This is a genomic window from Streptomyces sp. NPDC041968, from assembly GCF_055589025.1.
The window spans coordinates 1-20677 of the sequence record NZ_JBVJCB010000014.1; the positions used below are offsets into that span (position 1 = coordinate 1).

A 20677-nucleotide genomic window follows, 5' to 3' on the forward strand; every position below is an offset into this window, starting at 1 on the left:
GCCCTGGGCGAGGCGTGGGTGGCGGGAGCCGGGGTCGACTGGTCCGCCGTCGTCCCCACCGGACGCCGCGTGGAACTGCCGGCCTACGCCTTCCAACGTGAACGCTACTGGCCGCGCCCCGTGATGTCCGGTGACGTGTCCGCGGTGGGCCAACAGGGCCTGCACCACGCGATCCTGGGCGCGGCCGTCGTCCTGCCGAGCGGCGGTGCGGTGCTGACGGGGCGGTTGTCGCAGTCGTCGCACCCCTGGCTCCAGGACCACGCGGTGCGAGGCCAGGTACTGGTCCCCGGTACCGCGTTCGCGGAGCTGGCACTGCGCGCCGGTGACCAGATGGGCTGTGGGTTCCTGAGGGAACTGGTGCTGCGGACGCCGCTGGTGCTCTCCGCCCGGGCCGGTGTCGCGCTCCAGGTCGGCATCGGGGCGCCCGACGAATCCGGTGACCGCTCCATCGAGGTGTGCTCCCGCCCCTCCGACGACGCCGCATGGGTGTGCCACGCGACCGGACTGCTCGGCGAGTCCGGCGCGGACGCGCCCACGGAGTCGACGACGTGGCCGTCGCCCGGCTCACGTCCCGTGGACCTGGCCGGCTTCTACGACGGACTCGCGGAGGCCGGCTACGGCTACGGTCCGGCGTTCCAGGGCCTACGAGCCGTATGGCGCGACGGGGACACGGTCCTCGCCGAGGTGGAACTGCCCGAAGCGGTCGACGCCGCGGGTTTCGGCATCCATCCGGCGTTGCTGGACGCGGCCCTGCACGCCGTCGCGGTCACCGCCGACGCCGACTCCGGCACCCGACTCCCCTTCGCCTGGCACGGCGTCACACTCCACGCCACCGAGGCGACCGTACTCCGCGTCGCCCTCACCACCACCCCCGACGGCCTGAACGTACGAGCCACCGACCCCACCGGCGCACCCGTCGTCACCGTCGACGCCCTCGTACTGCGCGACATCACCCCCGACGCCCTGCGGCAGATCGGTGAACAGCGCGTGCGCGAGGCCCTGTTCGCCGTCGACTGGACCGTGCTGCCCGACCCCGACCCCGGCAACGCCCCGCCCGACCCCTCCGCATGGCTGCGCCTCGACCCCGACGGACCGGCCCCGGCACACGACACGCCGCCGCCCTCCGTCACCCTCCTCACCCTCCCCCGATCCGCGCCCGACGCGACCCTGTCGGCCGACACCGTCCACCTCACCACCCAGAACGTGCTCCGCACCGTCCAGAGCTGGCTCGCCGACGACCGGTACCTCGACACCCGTCTGGTGGTCGTCACCCGCGGGGCCGTCCCCGCCGTGCCCGGTCAGACGGTGACCGACCTCGCCGGGGCGGCGGTCTGGGGCCTGCTGCGCTCCGCCCAGTCCGAACACCCCGGCCGTATCCTCCTGCTGGACCGCGACCCCGCCGGCACCGACGGCGACATCTGGCCGAACTGGGCCGTCACCGACGACGAACCACAGGTCGCGATCCGCGACGGCCGGGCCCGCGCACCCCGCCTCGTCCGCCCGCCCGCCGACGCCGGTCTGCCCCTCCCCGCGGGACCCGCCGCCTGGCGACTGGACGTCACCGACGAGGGAACCCTCGACCACCTGGCCATGCTCCCCGCGCCCGACGCCGACGCCCCGCTGACCTCCGGCCAGGTGCGGGTGGCCGTACGCGCCGCCGGTGTCAACTTCCGCGACGTCCTGATCGCCCTCGGTATGTACCCGGACCGGGCGCAGATGGGCGCCGAGGCGGCCGGCGTCGTGACCGAGGTCGGCCCCGAGGTGCACGACCTCGCCGTGGGCGACCGGGTGTTCGGCTTCTTCACCGGCGGTATCGCCTCCCGCGCGGTCACCGACCGGCGACTGCTGGCCCCCGTGCCCAGCGGATGGACCTTCGCCCAGGCGGCCGCGGTACCGGTCGTGTTCGCCACCGCGTACTACGGGCTGGTGGACGTGGCCCGCGCCCGGCCGGGCGAGTCGGTGCTCGTGCACTCCGCCGCGGGCGGCGTCGGCATGGCAGCGGTACAACTCGGCCGCCACCTCGGCCTGGAGGTCTTCGGCACCGCCAAGCCCGGCAAGTGGGACACCCTGCGCGCCGCCGGCCTGGACGACGCGCACATCGCCTCCTCCCGGGACCTCGCGTTCGAGCAGCGTTTCCGCGCCGCGAGCGACGGCCGGGGCGTGGACGTGGTGCTGAACTCGCTCGCCGGCGAGTTCGTCGACGCGTCCCTGCGGCTCCTCGGCGACGGCGGCCGGTTCGCCGACCTGAGCCGCACCGACCTCCGCGACGCCGCACAGGTCGCGGCCGACCACCCGGGCGTGCGCTACCAGGCGTTCAACCCCGCCGAGGCCGGCGCAGACCGGATACGGGAGATCCTCGCCGAGGTCCTCGCCCTGTTCGACGCCGGCACACTGGACATGCTGCCGGTCACCGCCTGGGACGTACGGGACGCGGTGTCCGCCTTCCGGCACATCAGCCAGGCCCGGCACGTGGGCAAGAACGTGCTCACGGTCCCGAGGCCGCTCGACCCCGACGGCACGGTCCTCATCACCGGCGGCACCGGCACGCTCGGCGGTCTGCTCGCCCGGCACCTGGTCACCGCCCACGGGGCACGGAACATCCTGCTGCTCAGCCGCCGGGGCGCGGACGGCACCGACGCGACCGAACTCCTCGCCGACCTGCGTGCCGCGGGCGCCCGGGCGACGGTGGCGGCCTGCGACGCCGCCGACCGTAGCGCGCTGGCCGACGTACTGGCGGCGATACCGGACCGGCATCCGCTGACCGGAGTGATCCACGCGGCCGGCGTCCTCGACGACGGCGTCTTCGAGTCGATGACCCCCGAGCGGGTCGCGGCGGTGCTCCGCCCCAAGGTGGACGCCGCCGTCCACCTGCACGACCTCACCCTGGACACCGACCTCGCCCTGTTCGTGCTCTACTCCTCCGCCTCGGCCACTCTCGGCACCGGCGGCCAGGCCAACTACGCGGCCGCCAACAGCTTCCTCGACGGGCTCGCCGCCTACCGCCGCGCCCGCGGACTGCCCGCCCAGTCCCTCGGCTGGGGCCTCTGGCAGCAGGCCAGCACCATGACCGGCCACCTCCTCGGCGACGCCACCCCGACCGGGAGCCGGACGGGCTCCACCCTCGGCACCGAGCAGGGCCTGGCGCTGTTCGACGTCGCGGCCGCGACACACATCCCGCACCTGCTGCCCCTCCCCCTCGACCTCACCCGGAGCAGCGACGTCCCCGCCCTGCTGCGCGGCCTGATCCGCCCGGCCGGCCGACGCGCGGCCGGCCGGAACGAGGAAACCCACAACGCCCTCGCCACCCGGCTGCACGGACTCTCCGCCACCGACCGGCGCGACCTCCTCCTCGACCTCGTCCGAGGCAACGCGGCGACCGTGCTGGGCCACGCCCGGACCGACGCCGTCGGCGTCCGCCAGGCCTTCCGCGACCTCGGCTTCGACTCGCTCACCGCGGTCGAACTCCGCAACCGGCTGAACGCCGCGACCGGGCTCCGGCTCCCCGCCACCCTCGTCTTCGACCACCCGACGCCCACCGCGCTCGCCGAACACCTCGGCACCCGCCTGGGCGGCGAGCCCGCCCCCGTACCGGCGACGCCCCCGACGACCGCCGCCGCACCCGGCGAACCCATCGCGATCGTCGGCATGGCCTGCCGGCTGCCCGGCGGGGTCGCCTCGCCGGCCGATCTGTGGCCGCTGGTCAGCGAGGGCGTGGACGCGACCTCCGGCTTCCCGGCCGACCGGGGCTGGCCGCGGGACCTCGTCGGTGCCGAGGCGGCGCGCGGCGGGTTCCTGGACGAGGCCACGCACTTCGACGCCGCCCTCTTCGGGATCTCGCCGCGCGAGGCCCTCGCCATGGACCCGCAGCAACGGCTGCTGCTCGAAACCGCCTGGGAGGCGTTCGAGTCCGCCGGTATCGCGACCTCGGACGCGCACGGCTCCTCCACCGGCGTGTTCATCGGTGCCGCGCACGCGCAGTACGGCCACGGCATGCGCCTGACGGACAACGCGCTCGGGCATCTGATGACCGGCACCGCGACCAGCGTGGCGTCGGGCCGGCTGGCGTACACCTTCGGCCTCGAAGGACCGGCCGTCACCGTCGACACCGCGTGCTCCTCGTCGCTGGTGGCGCTCCACCTGGCCGTGCAGGCACTGCGCAACGGCGAGTGCGGGATGGCGCTTGCCGGCGGGGTGACCGTCCTCGCGACCCCGGGTGTGATCACCGAGTTCGACCGCCAGCGCGGTCTGGCCTCGGACGGACGCTGCAAGGCCTTCTCCGCCGGCGCGGACGGCACCGGGATGTCCGAGGGCGTCGGCCTGCTGCTGGTGGAGCGGTTGTCGGACGCGGAGCGGCTCGGCCACGAGGTCCTGGCCGTGGTGCGGGGGAGCGCGGTCAACCAGGACGGCGCGTCCAACGGTCTGACGGCACCGAACGGCCCCTCCCAGGAGCGGGTGATCCGCCAGGCGCTGGCGAACGCGCGGCTCGCGCCGTCGGACGTCGACGCCGTCGAGGCGCACGGCACCGGCACCAGGCTCGGCGACCCGATCGAGGCGCAGGCGCTGCTCGCCACGTACGGACAGGGCCGCGACGCGGACCGTCCGCTGTGGCTCGGTTCGGTGAAGTCCAACATCGGCCACACCCAGGCCGCCGCCGGCGTCGCGGGCGTCATCAAGATGGTGCTGGCGATGCGGAACGGGGTGCTGCCGCCGACTCTGCACGCGGACGAGCCCACCCCGCACGTCGACTGGTCGACTGGCGCGGTCGAACTGCTCACCGAGCCCCGCCCGTGGCCGCTGGCCGACCGGCCCCACCGGGCCGGTGTGTCGTCGTTCGGCATCAGCGGCACCAACGCCCACGTCATCCTGGAGGCCGCGGGACCCACGCCCTCCGACGCCACGCCCACGCCCATGCCGACGCCCGGCCCGGTCAGCTGGCTGGTCTCCGCGCACACCCCCGAGGGCCTGCGCGCCCAGGCGGCACGACTGGCGACCACCCTCGCCGCGTCGCCGGCCGGAGCGCACGACGTGGCCTGGTCGCTGGCCACCACCAGGACCGCGCTGGACCACCGCGCGGCGGTCGTCGGCGACGACCACGGCACGCTGGTGGCGGGGCTGACCGCGCTGGCCTCCGGCGACCCCGCCGCGCACGTGGTCTCGGGCGCGGTCGCCGAGGGGCGCACGGCGTTCCTCTTCACCGGCCAGGGAGCGCAACGGGCCGGCATGGGACGAGGGCTGTACCAGGCGTACCCGGTGTTCGCCGAGGCGTTCGACGCGGTCTGCGCGGAATTGGACCGACACCTGGAACGCCCGGTCCGCGACGTGGTCTTCGACGGGACCGACCTCGATCGGACGGTCTGGACGCAGGCCGGGCTGTTCGCGGTGGAGGTCGCGGTGTTCCGGCTGCTGGAGTCCTGGGGCGTGGTCCCCGACGTGTTGGTGGGCCACTCGGTCGGTGAGATCGCGGCCGCCCACTGCGCGGGCGTGTTCCCGCTCGCCGACGCGTGTGCGCTCGTCGCCGCACGGGGCCGGCTGATGCAGGCACTGCCCGCCGGCGGGGCGATGCTGGCGGTGCGGGCGACCGAGGCGGAGGTGGTCGAGGACGTACGGGGCCGGCTGGACGTCGCGGCGGTGAACGGACCGACGTCGGTGGTGGTCTCCGGTGACGCCGCGACCGTCGACGAGTTCGCCGCGAAGTGGTCGGGGGAGGGGCGCAGGACCAGCCGGCTCACGGTGTCGCACGCCTTCCACTCGACGCTGATGGAGCCCATGCTGGCGGACTTCGCCTCGGCCGCGGAGTCGGTGGCCTACTCCGAACCCCGTATCCCCCTGGTCGCCGCGACGGAGGGCGGGCAGCCGTCCACCCCCGAGTACTGGGTGCGCCAGGTACGCGGGACCGTCCGGTTCGCCGACGCCGTACGGGAGGCGACCGCACGCGGCGTCACCCGGTTCGTCGAGGTCGGCCCCGACGGGGTGCTCTGCGGAATGGCGCAGCAGAGCGCCGGCGACGCCGTGTTCGCGCCGGTACTGCGCCGTGACCGGGACGAGCACGAGACCGCCCTGGCCGCGCTCGGCCGGCTGTGGGCCGCCGGTGCGGAGGTCCACTGGCCGGCGGTGTTGCCGGCCGGGCGCAGGGTCGCCCTGCCGACGTACGCCTTCCAGCGGGAGCGGTACTGGCCGGAGCCGGCGGCGGCGGTCGACCCGGCCGCACCCGCCGACGCGGACGAGGCGCGGTTCTGGGAGGCCGTCGACCGCGAGGATCCGGCCGGTCTCGCCGACACCCTCGGCCTGCCCGACGCCACCACCCCCCTGGACGCCCTGGTCCCCGCACTCTCCCGGTGGCGGCGCTCCCGTCGGCAGGAGTCGGTGATCGGCTCGTGGCGCTACCGCGTCACCTGGACCCCGCTCCACCACCTCACCGGCACCACCGCCCCCCTGACCGGCACCTGGCTGGTCGCTGCCGCCCCGGCCGACGCCGAACCGGCCGCCCGCCTCGCCGAGGCACTGCGCGCCGCCGGAGCCGAGGTCGCCCCCCTGGACCGCGAGGCCGACCCACGGGGCGCCCACGCCTGTGCCACCGTCGCCGGAGTCGTCGCCCTGGCCCCGACGTCCGCCGTCGTCACCGAGTCGGTGGCGCTGCTGCGGCAGTTGCACGAGGCGGAGCTGGACGCGCCGGTGTGGATGCTCACCAGCGGGGCGGTGTCGATCGGCCGCTCCGATCCGCTGCGCGAGGTGGCCCAGGCGCAGGCCTGGGGACTGGGGCGGGTGGCGGCACTGGAACAGCCGCGCCGCTGGGGCGGTCTGATCGACCTCCCGGCCGACTTCGACGCCCGTGCCGCCCGCGTCCTGGTCTCCGTACTGGCCGGTGGCACGGGCGAGGACCAGGTCGCCGTACGGACCTCCGGCGCGTACGGCCGCCGCCTGGTCCGCGCCGCCGCCGGCGAACCGACCGGCACCCCGTACACGCCCTCCGGGACCGTCCTCATCACCGGCGGCACCGGAGCCCTCGGCAAGAGGGTGGCCCGCCGGCTGGCCGAACGAGGAGCACCGCGCCTGGTCCTGCTCGGACGTCGCGGCGCCGACACACCGGGCACCACCGAGCTGGTCGCCGAGCTGGCCGCGCACGGCTGCGGGGCGACCGTCGTCGCCTGTGACGTCACCGACCGGACGGCGCTGGCGGCCGTCCTGGACGCGATCCCCGAAGAGCACCCCCTGACCGGCATCGTGCACGCGGCCGGCGCCGCACAGGCCGTACCGCTCGCCGACACCGACGAGGCCGAGATCACCCGCGTCCTGGACGTCAAGGTGACGGGCGCGGCTCATCTCGACGAGCTGACCCGTGAGACGGACCTGGACCTGTTCGTGGTCTTCTCCTCGATCGCGGCCACCTGGGGCAGCGGCGGCCAGGGCGTCTACGCGGCCGCCAACGCCCACCTCGACGCGCTCGTCGAGCGGCGGCGGGCGCACGGACGCAGCGGCACCTCCGTGGCCTGGGGGCCGTGGGAGGGCGACGGGATGGCCACGCAGGGCGGAGCCGAGGAGTACCTGTACCGCCACGGCCTGGTCGCCATGGCACCGGACCTCGCCCTGCGCGCGCTGGAACGCGCGGTGGACCTCGACGAGAGCTGTGTGACCGTCGCCGACGTGGACTGGGAGCGGTTCGCGCCCGCCTTCACCTCCGGCCGGGACAGCGCTCTGCTCACCGGACTACCGGACGCGACAGAGGCGTTGGCACCGGCGACCGTCGCCGCCGACCGCGGCTCGACCTTCCGCGACGAGCTGGTCGCGGCACCCGAGAGCCGCCGCCACGGCATGCTGCTCGACCTGATCCGGGCCCGTGCGGCCGTCTCGCTCGGGCATGCCTCCGCGGAGGCGATCGAGCCGGACCGGTCCTTCCGCGACGCCGGTTTCGACTCGCTCACCGCCGTCGAGCTGCGCAACCTGCTCGGCGCGGACACCGGGCTGACCCTGCCCGCCACCCTGGTCTTCGACCACCCCAACCCCACCGCACTGGCCGAGCACCTCTCCGCCGGACTACTGGAGCCGACCGGCGCGGTCGCCGGCACCACCGCCGTCGGCGCCGCGGACGAACCGATCGCGATCGTCGGCATGAGCGCCCGCTATCCGGGCGGGGTGCGCGACGCCCAGCAGCTGTGGGACCTCGTCGCACACGGGGTCGACGGCACCGCCGAGTTCCCGGCCGACCGCGAGTGGCCGCGGGACGTCGTGGCCGGAGCGGCCGCACGGGGCGGATTCGTGGACGGGGCCACGGAGTTCGACGCCGGTCTGTTCGGGATCGGCCCGCGCGAGGCGCTCGCGATGGACCCCCAGCAGCGGCTGCTGCTCGAAGCCTCCTGGGAAGCGTTCGAGTCCGCCGGACTGAATCCGCGTTCACTGCGCGGCCGGCCGGTCGGCGTCTTCGCCGGCGCCTCCTCCTCCGGGTACGGGGGTCCGGGCGACGGCCTCGAAGGCGCCGGCGGGTATCTGCTGGCCGGCACCGCCAACAGCGTGATCTCCGGCCGGGTGGCGTACACCTTCGGCCTGGAGGGACCCGCGGTCACCGTCGACACCGCGTGCTCCTCGTCACTGGTGGCGCTGCACTGGGCGGCGCAGGCGCTGCGCAACGGGGAGTGCGAGCTGGCGCTGGCCGGCGGTGTGACGGTCATGGTGTCGCCCGCGGCGTTCGCCGAGTTCGACCGGCAGGACGGACTGGCCTCCGACGGGCGCTGCAAGTCGTTCGCGGGCGGCGCGGACGGCACCGGCTGGGGCGAGGGCGTGGGAGTCCTGGTACTGGAGCGCCTCTCCGACGCCCGCCGCAACGGCCACGACGTCCTCGCGGTGGTACGCGGCAGCGCGGTCAACCAGGACGGCGCGTCCAACGGCCTGACCGCACCCAACGGCCCCTCCCAGCAGCGCGTCATCCGCCAGGCGCTGGCCACCGCGGGCCTGGCTCCGGACGAGGTCGACGTCGTCGAGGCACACGGCACCGGAACCCGCCTGGGCGATCCCATCGAGGCACAGGCGCTGCTGGCGACCTACGGACAGGGCCGGGACGAGGACCGCCCGCTGTGGCTGGGCTCGGTCAAGTCCAACATCGGCCACACCCAGGCGGCCTCGGGCGTGGCGGGAGTGATCAAGATGGTCATGGCCATGCGACACGGCGTACTCCCCGCCACCCTCCACGTGGACGAGCCGACCCCGCACGTCGACTGGTCCGCCGGCGCGGTGCGGCTGCTCACCGAGGCCCGGCCCTGGACGGTCACCGACCGCCCGCGCCGGGCCGGGGTGTCGTCGTTCGGCATCAGCGGCACCAACGCGCACGTCCTGCTGGAGGGCGCACCGGCGCCCGACGACCAAGCGTCCCCACCCGCGCGTGCCCCACGCCCCCTGGGCTGGACGCTGTCCGCCAAGACCGCCGCCGGTCTGCGGGCCCAGGCCGCGCTCCTGCGCGGGCTGGTGGCCGACCCCCACGTCGACCCGTACGACGTGGCCTGGTCGCTGGCCACCACCCGGGCCGCCCTGGACCACCGGGCGGTGGTCGTCGGCACCGACCGGGACGAACTCCTCGCCGGGCTCGCCGCGCTCGCCGACGGCAGGACCGCCGCCCACACGGTGTCGGCGGAAGCGACGCGGGGGCGTACCGCGTTCCTGTTCACCGGCCAGGGCGCGCAGCGCGCGGGCATGGGACGTGGACTGTACGAGACGTTCCCGGTGTACGCGGACGCGTTCGACGCGGTCTGCGCCGAACTGGAACCGCACCTGGACCAGCCGGTGCGGGACGTGGTGTTCGACGGCACCGGCCTGGACCGGACGGTGTGGGCGCAGGCCGGACTGTTCGCCGTGGAGGTCGCGGCGTTCCGGCTGCTGGAGTCCTGGGGCGTGGTCCCGGACGTGCTGCTCGGCCACTCGGTCGGTGAGGTGGCCGCCGCGCACTGCGCCGGGGTGTTCTCGCTGCCGGACGCCTGCCGACTCGTAGCGGCACGCGGGCGGCTGATGCAGGCCTTGCCCGCCGGCGGCGCGATGCTCGCGGTGGAGGCGACCGAGGCCGAGGTCGTCGAAGCGATCGAGGGCCGGCTGGACGTCGCGGCGGTGAACGGCCCGTCGTCGGTGGTGGTGTCCGGCGCGGCCGGGACGGTCGAGGAGTTTGCCGCCCTCTGGCGCGACCAGGGACGTCGTACGCGCCGGCTGACCGTGTCGCACGCGTTCCACTCGGCGCTGATGGAACCGATGCTCGCCGAGTTCGCCGCCGTGCTGGAGAAGACGGACTTCGCCGAGCCCCGCGTCCCCGTCGTGTCCGACCTGACCGGTCGGCCCGCCGAACCCGGACTCCTGTCCAGCCCCGACTACTGGGTACGACAAGTTCGCGAGACGGTGCGGTTCGCCGACGGGGTCGAGCGGTTGCGGCTCGACGGCGTGACCCGCCTGGTGGAGCTGGGCCCGGACGGAGTGCTGTGCGGGATGGCCCGGCAGACCGACGCCGACGCCGTGTGCGTCCCGCTCCTGCGAGCCGACCGGGACGACACCGTCACCGCGCTGCTCGCCCTGGCCCGGCTGTGGACCGGCGGCGCGGACGCCGACTGGTCGACGACGGCACCCGGCGGCCGCCGGGTCGCCCTGCCCACCTACCCGTTCCAGCGCGACAGGTACTGGCCGCGCGCCGTCACCGCCGCCGCGCCACCGGCCGCCCGTACGACGGACTCCCGTTTCTGGGACGCGGTCGAGCACGAGGACATCGACGCCCTCGCCGACCTCCTGGACGACCCCCGCACCCTGGACCTGCTCGGCGCGGCGCTGCCGATGCTCTCCTCGTGGCGGCGACAGCGGCGCAAGGAGTCCGCGATCGACTCCTGGCGCTACCTCGCGACCTGGCGCCCGATCACCGACCTGTCCCCGACCCCGGTACTGACCGGACGCTGGCTGGTGGTCGTCCCGCAGTCCCAGCCGACCCCCGCGCCCGCCCAGGAGGTCTCCTCAGCGCTGGTCGGCGCCGGCGCCGAGGCCGTCCACCTCGTCCCCGCCGGCGCGGACCGGGCGGCCCTCGCCGTCCAGCTCGCCGAGGCCGGACCGGTGAGCGGGGTGGTCTCCCTCGCGGCCTGGGCGGACGACCGGACGCCTCGCACCGAGCCGTCCGCCGGCCTTCGACTGACCCTGTGCCTGCTCCAGGCGCTCGGCGACGCCGGAATCGACGCCCCCCTGTGGGCGTTGACCAGCGGCGCCGTCTCGGTCGGGCGGTCGGACGCGTCGCCCGCCGCGGTGCCGGCGCAGCTCTGGGGACTCGGCCGGGTGGCGGCACTGGAACAGCCCGACCGGTGGGGCGGCCTCCTCGACCTCCCGCCCGTGCTGGACGCCAGAGCCGGGGCACGCCTCGCCGCCGTCCTCGCCGGCGGGACCGGTGAGGACCAGGTGGCGGTACGCGCGGCCGGCGTGTACGGCCGTCGCCTGGTGCGCGCCGAGTCCGCCGGCAGCACCCCGTGGTCGCCGTCGCGGCCCGGCTCCGTGCTGGTGACCGGTGGCACCGGAGCGCTCGGCGCGGTGGTCGCCCGCTGGCTCGCCGACCGGGGCGTACCCCACGTGGTCCTCATGGGCCGACGCGGTCAGCGGGCTCCGGGAGTGGCCGAGCTGGTCGCCGAACTGGCCGACGCGGGGACCCGGGTCACGGTCGAGACCGGCGATGTCACCGACCGCGCTGCGTTGGCAGGCGCCCTGGAGCGGCTCCCGGCCACACACCCGCTGATCGGTGTGGTGCACGCCGCCGGGGTACTGGACGACGGCACGCTCGACGCGCTCACCCCGGAACGCTTCGAGACGGTACTGGCCGCCAAGGTGTCCGGACTGGTCGCCCTGGACGAGGCGACCCGGGGAGCGGAACCGGAGTTCTTCGTGGCCTTCTCCTCGCTCGCCGGAACGGTGGGCAGCGCCGGACAGGGCAACTACGCCGCCGCCAACGCCTTCGTCGACGCGTGGATGCACGGCCGCCGGGCCCGCGGGCTGCCCGGGGTCTCGGTCGCGTGGGGCCCCTGGGCGCAGGACGGTATGGCGGCCGACGACCAGGCGGTCGCCGACCGGCTGCGGCGCGGTGGCCTGTCGCCGCTGGACCCCGAACTGGCCGTCGCGGCGCTGGCGGGTGCCCTGGTCCCCGGCGACCAGGACCCGGTGATAGCCGACATCGACTGGCCGCTGTTCGCGGCCGGGCTGACCGGCGCGCGCCCCAGCGCCTTGCTGACCGAACTGCCCGAGGCGGCGTCCGCCCGTACCCCGGCCGCCGAGGCCGACCCGGCCACGGAGTTCCGGGCGGAGCTGACGGCGGCACCGGCGGCTCGGCGCGGCGCGCTGCTGCTGGCGGCGGTCCGCTCGTGGGCGGCGACGGTGCTGGGCCACGGCTCGGCGGAGGCGGTCGGTGCCGGCCAGGCGTTCCGGGACCTCGGCTTCGACTCGCTCGCCGCCGTCGAGTTCCGGAACCTGGCCGGCGTACGGACCGGGCTGCGGTTGCCCGCCTCCCTGGTCTTCGACCGGCCGACCCCGGCGGAGCTGGCGCGGTACCTCGGCGAGGAACTGTTCGGCGGCGAACCGGCGCCGACACCGGCCGTCGTCCCCGCGACCGCGACGGGAGCCGCCGCCGAGGCGGACGAGCCGTTGGCGCTGGTCGGCATGGCGTGCCGCCTGCCCGGCGGCGTCGGTTCCCCCGAGGACCTGTGGAAACTGCTCATCGGCGGGGTGGACGCCATGACGACGTTCCCCACCGACCGGGGCTGGGACCTCGCCGCGCTCCCCGGCCTCCCCGCGCTGCGCGGCGGATTCGTCGACGGCGCCGCGGAGTTCGACGCGGGCCTGTTCGGGATCAGCCCGCGCGAGGCGCTGGCGATGGACCCCCAGCAGCGGCTGCTCCTCGAGACGGTGTGGGAGACCTTCGAGTCCGCCGGAGTGGACCCGCGCGCGGTGCGCGGTCGCTCCGTCGGGATGTTCGTCGGCACCAACGGACAGGACTACCCGGTGGTGCTGGCCGCATCCGCCGACGAGGGCCTGGACGCCCACACGGCCACCGGCAACGCGGCGGCGGTGTTGTCCGGCCGGGTGTCCTACGCCTTCGGCCTGGAAGGGCCGGCGGTCACCGTCGACACGGCGTGCTCGTCGTCGCTGGTGGCGCTCCATCTGGCCGCACAGGCGCTGCGGCGCGGCGAGTGCGATCTGGCGCTCGCCGGTGGTGTGTCGGTGATGTCCACCGAGGCGGCGTTCACCGAGTTCGCCCGGCAGGGCGGCCTGGCGGACGACGGCCGCTGCAAGGCCTTCTCGGCCGACGCGGACGGCACGGGCTGGGGCGAGGGCGTCGGCGTACTGCTGGTGGAGCGGCTGGCGGACGCCCGCCGCAACGGGCACCAGGTCCTCGCGCTGGTACGGGGCAGCGCGGTCAACCAGGACGGCGCCTCCAACGGCCTGACCGCCCCCAACGGACCCTCCCAGCAGCGGGTCATCCGGCAGGCCCTGGCGGACGCGCGACTGTCGCCGTCGGAGGTCGACGCGGTCGAGGCACACGGGACCGGCACCAGGCTCGGCGACCCGATCGAGGCACAGGCGCTGCTGGCGACCTACGGCCAGGACCGGGACGCCGACCGGCCGCTGTGGCTCGGCTCGGTCAAGTCGAACCTGGGCCACACCCAGGCGGCCGCCGGTGTCGCGGGCGTGATCAAGATGGTGCTGGCGCTCCGGCACGGCACCCTGCCGCCCACCCTGCACGCCGATCAGCCCACCGAGCAGGTGGACTGGTCGGCCGGCGCGGTGGAGCTGCTGACCCGGGCCCGGCCGTGGCCCGAGGCGGACCGCCCGCGCCGGGCGGGCGTCTCCTCGTTCGGCATCAGCGGCACCAACGCCCACATCATCCTGGAGGCCGAACCCGTCCCGGCGGACGAGGCCGCCCCGAACGAGCGCCTGAGCGACGGGACGACACCGCCCTGGCTGGTGTCCGGCCGGTCCGCCACCGCGCTCGCCGCACAGGCGAGGAGGTTGCACGCGGCCCTGACCGCGCAGCCGGAGGCGGCCCCGGCGGACGTCGCCAGGTCCCTGCTGGCCCGGGCCGACCTCGAGCACCGCGCGGTGGTCATGGGCACCGGCCGCGACGACCTGCTCGCCGGCCTCGCCGCACTGGCCGACGGCGCACCGTCCGCCGACCTGATCTCGGAGACGACCGGCGAGGGCCGTACGGCGTTCCTGTTCACCGGGCAGGGTGCCCAACGGGCCGGCATGGGAAGGGAGCTGTACGAGGCCTTCCCGGCCTACGCCGACGCCTTCGACGCGGTCTGTGCCGAGCTGGACCTGAAGTACGAACGCCCCGTGCGGGACGTGGTGTTCGACGGCGACGGGCTCGACCGGACCGTATGGGCCCAAGCCGGCCTGTTCGCCGTCGAGGTGGCCGTCTTCCGGCTGCTGGAGTCCTTCGGCGTGGTCCCCGACGTCCTGCTCGGCCACTCGATCGGGGAGATCGCCGCCGCCCACTGCGCAGGCGTCCTCTCCCTGGAGGACGCCTGCGAACTGGTCGCGAAGCGCGGACAGTTGATGCAGGCACTGCCCGCCGGCGGCGCGATGCTCGCGGTCGAGGCGACCGAGGCCGAGATCCTCGACGCCGTACGGGGCCGACTGGACATCGCCGCGGTGAACGGCCCGTCGTCGCTCGTGGTCTCGGGTGCGGCCGAGGTGGTCGAGGAGTATGCCGCGAAGTGGTCGGCCGAGGGCCGCAGGACCAGTCGTCTCACGGTGTCGCACGCCTTCCACTCGGCCCTGATGGAACCGATGCTGGCCGAGTTCGCCGAGGTCGTGGAGGCGATGACGTTCGCCGAGCCCCGCATCCCCGTGATCCCCGCGATGGCCGGCGCGGAGCTGACCGCCCCCGACTACTGGGTGCGGCAGGTACGCGAGACCGTACGGTTCGCCGACGGAGTACGACAGCTGACCGAACAGGGCGTCACCCGCTTCATGGAACTCGGCCCGGACGGCGTGCTCTGCGCGATGACCCGCCGGTCCGGTGCGACCGGCGCCTTCGCCCCGGTCCTGCGGCGGGACCGAGACGAGGTGCGCACGGCGTGGGAGGCGCTCGGCCGGATCTGGGCGGTGGGCGTGGACGTCGACTGGGCGGCGGCGGTGCCCGCGCACGGCCGACGGATCGCACTGCCCACGTACGCGTTCCAGCGTGACCGGTACTGGCCGGAGCCGGCGACCTCGGCACCGGAACCGGCACCGGCCCAGGATGCGGTCGAGTCCCGGTTCTGGGCGGCGGTGGAGCGCGAGGACGTGACCGAGGTCGCGAGCGCCCTACGACTGGCCACCCGACCGGACGCGCTCGCGGAGGTGCTGCCGGCCCTGTCGTCCTGGCGACGGCAGGCACGGCAGCACGCGGCGGTGGACGGCTGGCGCTACCGGGTGGAGTGGACACCGGTCGCCCTGCCGGACGCCCCCCTGGACGGCACCTGGCTCCTGGTCACCGAGGCGGGCGACGAGGACGGCGGCGACGTCGGGGAAGCCCTCCGCGCGGCCGGCGCCCACGTCATCCCCCTGACGGTCGACGCGACCCGTCCCGACCGGCACGAGCTGGCCGCCCGGATCGGCACGGCGATGGCGGGCGACCTGCGCGGAGTCGTTCACCCGGCGGGCCACCGGGCCGGCCTGGCGGTGGCCCTCACCCTCGTCCAGGCCCTCGGCGACGCCGGGTGCGCCGCTCCGCTGTGGACCCTGACCCGTGGCGCCGTCGCGGTCGACGCGGCGGACCGGGTCACCCGGGCCGAGCACGCGGGGCTGTGGGGCTTCGGGCAGGCCGTGGCGCTGGAACACCCGCAGCGCTGGGGCGGCCTGGTCGATCTGTCCACGGACGGCGACCAGGACCTGACCCGGCTGGCCGCCGTACTGCGCGGGGACTCCCACGAGGACCAACTCGCCCTGCGCGACGGCCGGGTCCACGCCCGGCGCCTGGTCCGGGCCGACCGACCGGACCCCGCCACCACGTCCTGGACGCCGTCCCGACCGGGCACGGTCCTGGTCACCGGCGGCACCGGCGCACTCGGCGCCTCGGTCGCGCGGTGGCTCGCCGGACGCGGGGTGTCGCACCTGCTGCTCACCAGCCGTCGCGGTGCGCGGGCACCGGGAGCCGACGAACTGCTCGCCGAGCTGAGGGCCCTGGGCGCGGATGCCACGGTCGCCCCCTGCGACGTCGCCGACCGGGACGCGGTGGCGGAACTCCTCGCCGCCGTACCGGCCGACCGCCCCCTGCTCGGCGTGGTCCACGCCGCAGGCGTCGCCCGGTCCGGCCCGGTGGAGACCACCGGACTCGCGGACATCGCGGAGACCACCGACGGCAAGGTGCTCGGCGCGGCCCATCTGGACCAGCTCACCAGGGACGCCGATCTGGAGCTGTTCGTGCTCTTCTCCTCCATCGCCGCCACCTGGGGCAGCGGCGGCCAGGCGCTCTACGCGGCCGGCAACGCCTATCTGGACGCGCTCGCCCAGAGCCGCGCGGACCGGAAACTGGCCGCCGTCTCGGTGGCCTGGGGACCGTGGGCCGGCGCCGGCATGGCGGTGTCCGGAGAGGCGGAGGAGTTCCTGCGCCGCCGCGGCCTGACACCGCTCGACCCGGCCCTGGCGATCACCGCGCTGGCCCGGGCGGTCGACGGCGGCGAGACGAACGTGACCGTCGCCGATGTGGACTGGGCCCGGTTCACCCCGGCGTTCACCTCCGGCAGGCCGAGCCCGCTGCTGCGCGAACTGCCCGAGGCCGCCGACGCCGCAGCGCGGACCGGGGCACCCGCCGAGGAGGAGGCCGACACCGGGCTACGGGACCGACTCGCCACGCTGAGCACCGCTGAGCGGCTGGCCGAACTGACGGAGCTGATCAGAAGCGCGCTCGTCGTCGTACTCCGCTACGACGCGGACGAGCGGATCGACGGTGCCCGCCCCTTCCGGGACCTCGGGTTCGACTCGCTGACCGCCGTCGAGTTCCGTGACCTGCTGGCCCGCCAGTGCGGTACGCCGCTGCCGTCGACGATCGTCTTCGACCACCCGACGCCGGCCGCCCTCGCCGACCACCTGCACGACATGCTGCCCGGCGGCGATCCGGTCACCGACGTCGAGCCGCTCATCGGGGCACTGGACACCCTGGAGGCGGCGATGGCCGACTCGCCGCCGGACGGACTGTCCAGAGCACGGGTCACCGTCCGCCTGCAGGCGTTCCTCGACAAGTGGACCGCCGACCGGCCGGCCGCCGCGGACAGCGCCGCGACCGACCGCATCCAGGCCGCCGACGACGACGAGCTGATCAACCTGATCCGCGACCAGCTCGGAGACGGGGCACTCGACTGATCCGAGACAGGGCTGAGGAGCATTGGGCTCAGGAGCACCGGGCCCGGACGAGGGCCGCCGCCCGGGGCGGACGACGTGTACGTGTGCGCCTCGCTCCTCAGCCGCTTCGCGGCCGGTGCGCGGCGGACGGACGAGAACGCGGAGGTGCCGCGGGCACGGCGATGACATCCTCCGGGCCCGCGGGTCTACCCTTCCGGCAGCGATGGCCGGAGATCACCGAACGGAACGGGTAGCGCCATGACGCAGTTGCTGCGGGTCCAGAACTTCACCGTCTCGAGTGACGGATTCGGCGCGGGCGAGGGGCAGAGCCTGGAGCGACCCTTCGGCCATGCCGATCCGCTGAGCCTGATGAGCTGGGCCGGCACCACGGCCAGCTGGAAGATGCGGACGGAGCCGGGCGGCAGCCGCGGACTGGACGACTACTTCATCCGCGATCACGACCACCACGTCGGCGCCGAGATCATGGGTCGCAACAAGTTCGGCCCGCAGCGCGGCCCCTGGGAGAACGAGGAGTGGCAGGGCTGGTGGGGCGACGAGCCGCCGTTCCACACCCCGGTCTTCGTCATGACCCACTACGTCCGCCCCTCCTTCACCCTCTCGGACACCACCTTCCACTTCGTCGACGACGACCCCGCCGAGGTCCTGGCACGGGCGAAAGAGGCCGCCCAGGGCAAGGACGTCCGCCTCGGTGGCGGTGCCACGACCATCCGCGCCTTCCTGGAGGCGGGCCTGGTGGACACCCTGCACGTGGTGGTGGCTCCGACGGTCACGCTCGGCTCCGGAGCCCGCCTGTGGGAGTCCCCGCGCGAGCTGACCGACCGCTTCCACCTCGACGTGGTCCCCAGCCCCAGCGGGGTGGTGCACCACCTGTTCTGGCGGAAGTGACGGCGCGGGCTCCGGGTATCACCAGGGAAGAACGGGACCCGGGCCACGGCGGAGCCGCCCTCACGACCCACCCGCCTGCCGCTCTCGCCGGGGCGGGATCGCGCCCGGCGGCAGGCGGGGCCGGGTCACGCGACCGCCGTCCCCTCCAGCTCGACCAGCCGGCCAGGCACCGCCAGCCGCCTCACCTCGAGCATCGTGGTGGCCGGGGCCACCCGGCGGCTCCCAGCCGCGACGCCAGCACGCCGTAGTGCGGCATCAGCAGATCGACGTCGGTCGTGAAGACGCCCAGCCGGACCAGGTGCGCGAGGGACATGCCGGCCCGTCCGAGCACGGCCCTTCCACTGTCACATCGACTCCTGTCGCTCGATCGGGCATGCGTACGCCCTGCGGCGCGGTCGCCGCCGTCGTGGACGCCGCTGCTCCAGAGCCTGCCGACCATTCATGACACCGATCGTCATGTATTGGATAAGGTCCCCCCATGCGCGCCGACAGGCTGGTCTCCCTGGTGCTGCTGCTCCGTCAGCGCGGTCGGCTGACCGCGGACACGCTGGCCCGCGAGCTGGAGGTGTCCACCCGCACCGTGCTGCGTGACATCGAGGCGCTGTCCGCGGCCGGCGTCCCGGTCTACGCCGAACGCGGTCGGCACGGCGGGTTCGCGCTGTTGCCCGGCTTCCGGACCGAGCTCACCGGACTGAACCACGAAGAGGCCCTCGCCCTGCTGACCGCCGGGACCGCGCGCGGCGAGCAGGCCTTCGGTCTCGGCTCGGCGCTCGCCTCGGCGACGCGCAAGGTGGTCGACGCTCTGCCCGAGAGCCACCAGGCCGCCGTGAGCGACGCGGCCGCACGCATCCTCGTCGCACCGGAGACCGACCTCCTCTCACGCCGGACGCCCATGGAGGAGGTGCCCGGCAGCACGATGGCCGAGATCCGGCGCGCGGTCCTCACGGGCCGCAAACTGCGCCTCCACTACGCGGCCGTGGACCGGGCACCGCAGTGGCGCACGGTCGACCCGATCGGCCTGGTCACCGTGCGGGACCGGGGCTACCTGCTGGCCACGCGGTCCGGCGCGGACCGCACCTACCGGCTGTCCCGGATCCTGGCCGCCGAGGAGCTGCCCGAGCCGGCACAGCGACCGGACCGGGTCGATCTGGACCGGGTCTGGCGGGAACGCTGCGCGCGGTTCCTGTCCGGCGACCACATCGCCGTGCTGATGCGGCTGAACCCGGAGCGGAGGGAGGACCTGCTGAACACCGCCGTAGCGGTCCGCGCCGCGGACCCGGAACCGAGCCCCAGCCCGGAACCGAGCCCCAGCCCGGAACCGAGCCCGGAACCGGACGGCCGGCTGCGGCTCGAGGCGACCTTCCAGGACCTGCGGCATGCCGAGTGGGCGCTCTGGCAGCTCGGCTCGGACGCGGAGGCCCTGACCCCGGAGTCGCTGCGCACCTCCCTGCACCGCCGCGCCGCCGAGATGGCCACCCGTTACGGACCGGCATCCGGCGCTTGACGCCAGGCGCCGACCGGCGGCCGGCGCCTCAGGAGAACCGGTACCCGGTGAAGTCGGCGATGCGGACGTACCCGAGGCGCCGGTAGAGGGCGTTGCTGGTCGGGTTGTCGGGGTCGGTGAACAGGACGACGTCCGTCGCGCCCGCGGCCAGCGCGGCCCTGCTCACCGCGACCGTCACGGCCCCCGCGTAGCCGCGGCCCCTGCGGCGGGCCGGGGTGTAGACGGGGTCCACCCGGACCATGCCGCCGACGACCGAGGTCGCGGCCGCCATGGAGACCGGGGTGCCGTCCGGGTCCTCCCAGAAGGTGAAGTGCCGGTCGCCGAAGCGCGAGTCGTCCCAGGAGCCGGCGTCGATCAGGTCGATGGACCGTTGTTCCCCCACGGCGACGCAGAACTCGCGGCACCAGCCCACGACCTGCTCCCGGTCCTTCCCGCCGGCTGCGCGCCCCCGGCCCTCCGGGTGCGGCCGCGGCGGCGTGAGCGTGCCGAGGCGGTAGAGGTGCGTCCGCCAGAAGGGCACCGCGGAAGCGCCCGTGTGCCGCTGCCACGCGTCGGCGAAGGCACCGGCGGTGTCGTGGTCGGCGATGACGTCGGAAGGGCTGTGCCCGAGGGCGGCCAGGTGGGCGGCGAGGGCGTCGGCCTGCTCGCGGGAGAGGGGGGTGAGGCCCAGGCGACCGCGCGGAGTGCGATAGAAGACGGCGCGCACCGCGCAGTCCGACTCCAGCAGGCCGAAGACGGGAACTTCTCCGTCGTGGTCGGCCGCTGCGCGCGTGCGCAGTCTCTCGATGTCCGTCAGCGGGGTGTTGTGCAGTGCGGGGCGCGAGCGCAGGAAGCCGCCGGCCCGGGCGAGGAACGCGTCGACGTCCTGGGTGAGGTGCCAGTCATCCGAGATCATGCCTCATGCTCCCGGACGCCCCGCGGCCCGGGGAACACCTGCTCGGCATCCCCGGGCCG

General features: G+C 75.0%; 4 protein-coding genes and 1 pseudogene. 3 read left to right on the forward strand and 2 right to left on the reverse strand.

The genetic code is table 11. The features are described 5' to 3' along the window. The first annotated feature begins 18 nt into the window (after positions 1–18). Together ACZ6EG_RS29040 and ACZ6EG_RS29045 are read left to right on the forward strand one after the other, a co-directional pair. The gene (locus tag ACZ6EG_RS29040; RefSeq protein WP_469608917.1) at positions 19–17334 is read left to right on the forward strand and encodes a type I polyketide synthase; all 17316 of its coding nucleotides are present in this window, start codon (positions 19–21) and stop codon (positions 17332–17334) included. 237 nt (positions 17335–17571) lie between these two features. Continuing rightward, positions 17572–18219 (forward strand): dihydrofolate reductase family protein, encoded by a 648-nt coding sequence (locus tag ACZ6EG_RS29045; protein WP_391971599.1) that lies wholly within the window; start codon positions 17572–17574, stop codon positions 18217–18219. Between the two features lie 125 nt (positions 18220–18344). On the opposite strand, the pseudogene ACZ6EG_RS29050 reads toward ACZ6EG_RS29045, so the two are convergent. Beyond that, positions 18345–18565 (reverse strand): annotated as a pseudogene (locus ACZ6EG_RS29050) (RidA family protein); the annotation flags it as partial. Between the two features lie 132 nt (positions 18566–18697). Here ACZ6EG_RS29050 and ACZ6EG_RS29055 point away from each other — a divergent pair. Continuing rightward, positions 18698–19723 carry a helix-turn-helix transcriptional regulator gene (locus tag ACZ6EG_RS29055; protein WP_469608922.1) on the forward strand — a complete coding sequence of 342 codons (1026 nt, stop codon included), beginning with the start codon at positions 18698–18700 and terminating at the stop codon, positions 19721–19723. 28 nt (positions 19724–19751) lie between these two features. Here the strand turns inward: ACZ6EG_RS29055 and ACZ6EG_RS29060 are convergent, their stop codons facing one another. After that, positions 19752–20618, reverse strand: a complete 867-nt coding sequence (locus tag ACZ6EG_RS29060; RefSeq protein WP_391971597.1) for a GNAT family N-acetyltransferase — start codon at positions 20616–20618, stop codon at positions 19752–19754. Positions 20619–20677 lie beyond the last annotated feature (59 nt).